Origin of the sequence: Streptomyces sp. NPDC060205 (assembly GCF_042728395.1) — a bacterium.
In the GTDB taxonomy this organism is placed as follows: Bacteria; Actinomycetota; Actinomycetes; order Streptomycetales; family Streptomycetaceae; genus Streptomyces.
The window spans coordinates 1-3,460 of record NZ_JBHWZP010000557.1; the positions used below are offsets into that span (position 1 = coordinate 1).

Below are 3,460 nucleotides of genomic sequence, written 5' to 3' on the forward strand. Positions count from 1 at the left end.
TCATGATCGACGGCCGGGCCCCGTTCCCGGTCCTCAGGCGGCCTCCGCGGCCTCCGTCGCGTCCCGCCGCACGCCGTCGCGGTGGATCGGGGTGCGTGTCCCCGTGAGGGGCGCGCCCGTTCCGCCGCGCCGGGCCGCGACGATCTCGGCCGCGATGGACAGAGCGGTCTCCTCGGGCGTACGGGCGCCGAGGTCGAGGCCGATCGGCGACCGCAGCCGCGCCAGCTCGGCCTCGGTCAGGCCCACTTCGCGCAGCCGCCGGTCACGGTCCGCGTGGGTGCGGCGCGAGCCCATCGCCCCGACGAACGCGACCGGCATCCGCAGGGCCTGCTCCAGCAGGGGGATGTCGAACTTGGCGTCGTGGGTGAGCACGCACAGCACCGTGCGCCCGTCGGTCGCGGTGCCCCGCAGATAGCGGTGCGGCCAGTCGACGACCAGGTCGTCGGCCTCGGGGAAGCGGGCCCGGGTGGCGAACACGGGACGGGCGTCGCAGACCGTCACGTGGTAGCCGAGGAACTTGCCGGCCCGTACGAGCGCCGCCGCGAAGTCGATCGCACCGAACACGATCATCCGCGGCGGCGGCACGTTCGACTCGACGAGCAGGGTGAGCCCGCCGGGGCAGTTGCTGCCGTCCTCCGAGAGGTCGAGGGTGCCGGTGCGTCCGCCGTCCAGCATCGCCCGCGCCTCGGCCGCCGCCGTCCGGTCCAGCTCCGCGGAGCCGTTGCCGTACGACCCCTCGTACGTCCCGTCGGGGTGCACCAGCAGGGCCCTGCCGAGGAGTTCGGCCGGGCCCCGGACGACCCGGGCGAGTGCCCTGGGTTCGCCCGAGGTGACGGCCGACAGCGCCGAGCGGAACAGCTCACGGACCGGTGCCTCGGCGGCGACCGGGGTGATCATGATGTCGAGCACCCCGCCGCAGGTCAGACCCACCGCGAAGGCGTCCTCGTCGCTGTAGCCGAACCGTTCGAGGACGCTCCCGCCGTCCTGGAGCGCCTGCACGCACAGGTCGTACACCGCTCCTTCCACGCAGCCGCCGGAGACCGAGCCGATGACCGTGCCCTCGCTGTCGACGGCGAGGGCCGCGCCCGGGCCGCGCGGTGCGCTGCCGCCGACGGCCACCACGGTGGCCACGGCGAACTCACGGCCCTCCTCGACCCAGCGGGTCAGCTCGTCGGCGATGTCAAACATGCGTTCCCGCCGTGATGACGCGGTCCGGCCGGATGGGCAGGTTGCGGTGGCGTACACCGGTCGCGTGCCAGACCGCGTTGGCGATCGCCGCCGCGGCGCCCACGATGCCGATCTCGCCGATGCCCTTGATCCCGACCGGGTCGTCCGGGTCCGGGTCGTCGACCCAGTCCGCCTCGACGAGCGGCACGTCGGCGTTCGAGGCGACGTGGTAGCCCGCGAGGTCGGCGCCGTACAGGGCGCCGGTGTTCCGGTCCCTGACCGCCTCCTCGTGCAGGGCCATGGAGATGCCCCAGATCATCCCGCCGGTGAGCTGACCGCGGGCCGTGAGCGGGTTGATGATCCGCCCGGCGGCGAACATGCCGAGCATGCGGCGCACACGCACCTCGCCGGTGCTCACGTCCACGGCGACCTCGGCGAACTGCGCCCCGAAGGAGTGCCGTTCCTTCTGTGCGAGGGCCCCGACGGCGGCGGTGGTGTCGGACCGGACGGTGATGCCCTCCGGCGGGATGCCGTCGCTCAGGGCGAGCCGCTCCCGCAGTTCAGCGGCAGCGGCCGTGACCGCCCAGGCCCAGGAGCGGGTGCCCATCGACCCGCCGGCGATCATCGCCGGGCCGAAGTCGCTGTCGCCGATCCGCACGTGCACCCGGTCGGTCGGCACCTCAAGGGCGTCGGCGGCGATCAGGGTGAGCGCCGTGCGGGCGCCCGTTCCGATGTCCGCCGCGTTGATCCGTACCGTGAAGGTGCCGTCGGCCTCCGCGGTCGCGGCGGCCGTGGACGGCATCGCGCCCACGAAGAAGGAGGCCGCCGCCGTGCCGGTGCCGATCAGCCAGCGGCCTTCCCGGCGCACGCCCGGACGCGGGTCCCGGTCGGCCCAGCCGAACCGGCGGGCGCCCTCCTCGAAGCAGGCGGGGAGGTTGCGGGTGCTGAACGGCAGCCCGGAGACCGGACCCACCTCGGGTTCGTTGCGCGTGCGCAGCTCGATCGGGTCGATGCCCAGCTTCTCGGCGAGTTCGTCGAGGGCGGACTCCAGCGCGAACGAGCCGGGCGCCTCGCCGGGGGCGCGCATGAACGTCGGGCTCGGCACATCGAGCCGTACGACGCGGTTGGCGGTGTGGTGGGCGGGGGCGTCGTACATCACGCGGGCCACACCGGCGCCCGACTCGATGAACTCGTGCACGGTGGAGGTCAGGCTCAGGCAGCTGTGCTCCAGCGCAAGCAGCCGTCCTTCGGCGTCGGCGCCGAGCCGGACCCGCTGGGTCGTGGGGCTGCGGTAGCCGGCGAGCGAGAACATCTGACGGCGGGTCATGACGACCCGCACGGGGCGCGACAGGATCGTCGCGGCCATCACCGCGGCGACCTGGTGGGCGCGGACGCCCTTGCTGCCGAAGCCGCCGCCGACGTGCTCGGAGCGCACGTGCACCGAGGCCGGGTCGAGCGAGAAGAGGCTGGCGAGTTCGGCCGCGACCCAGATCGTGCCCTGGTTGGAGTCCACGACCTCAAGACGGCCGCCGTCCCACAGGGCGGTCGCCGCGTGGGGCTCCATCGAGTTGTGGTGCTCTTCGGGCGTGGTGTACTCGGCGTCCAGGACGGCGGCGGACGCGGCCAGTTCGGCTTCGAGGTCGCCCTTCTCCGTCACCGCGGGGCCGCCGGGGCCGGGAACGGAGTACGCGTCGGGGTGTTCTCCGGCGAAGGTGACGTCGTGCGCCTCCTCCTCGTAGTGCACCACCAGTGCTTCGGCGGCCTCCCTGGCCTGCTCGGAGGTCTCGGCGACGACCAGCGCCACGGGCCAGCCCGCGTGCGGCACCCGGTCGTGCTGGAAGACGGCGATGGTCGGGTCCGGCGGCATGCCCAGCATGCCGACGTAGTCGGTGTCGACGCGCGGGGCGTTCCCGTGGTGCAGGACGGCGAGGACGCCCGGCATGTCCAGGACCGGGCCGTCCTCCACCGAGCTGACGCGGCCCCGGGTGACCGTGGACAGCACCAGCCAGCCGTGGGCCAGTTCGGTGAAGGGGATCTCGGCCGCGTAGCGGGCCGCTCCGGTGACCTTGTCGCGGCCCTCCACGCGGGTGTGCGCAGCGCCGACGGCCGGTACCGCCCTGATTCCGGTCGTGGTGGTGGTCATCGGGCGGCCTCCTCGGCGAGTTCGCTCAGTACGGCGACGACGAGGTTGCGCATGAGTGTCACCTTGTATCCGTTGTGCGGCAGCGGCCGGGCGGCCGCCAGTTCGGCGTCGGCCGCCGCGGCGAAGGCCGCGGCGTCGACGGGTCCGCCG

At 73.8% G+C, this 3,460-nt stretch carries 2 protein-coding genes and 1 pseudogene; all 3 read right to left on the reverse strand.

Translation table 11 applies throughout. The features are described 5' to 3' along the window. Positions 1 to 33 precede the first annotated feature (33 nt). Positions 34 to 1,188, reverse strand: coding sequence for an XdhC family protein (locus ACFWGJ_RS42825; protein WP_387334378.1), 1,155 nt, complete (start codon positions 1,186 to 1,188; stop codon positions 34 to 36). After that, entirely contained in the window at positions 1,181 to 3,310 is a 2,130-nt protein-coding gene (locus ACFWGJ_RS42830; RefSeq protein ID WP_387334379.1) for a xanthine dehydrogenase family protein molybdopterin-binding subunit, read from the reverse strand. The genes ACFWGJ_RS42825 and ACFWGJ_RS42830 overlap by 8 nt, the downstream gene beginning before the upstream one ends. Further along, positions 3,307 to 3,460, reverse strand: a pseudogene (locus ACFWGJ_RS42835) (xanthine dehydrogenase family protein subunit M); the annotation flags it as partial. The gene ACFWGJ_RS42830 and the pseudogene ACFWGJ_RS42835, both read right to left, overlap by 4 nt.

Bases quoted from the DNA above. Each gene is read 5' to 3' on its own strand.
- ACFWGJ_RS42825 (WP_387334378.1), bottom strand. From the start codon at position 1,188: ATGTTTGACATCGCCGACGAGCTGACCCGCTGGGTCGAGGAGGGCCGT.
- ACFWGJ_RS42830 (WP_387334379.1), bottom strand. From the start codon at position 3,310: ATGACCACCACCACGACCGGAATCAGGGCGGTACCGGCCGTCGGCGCT.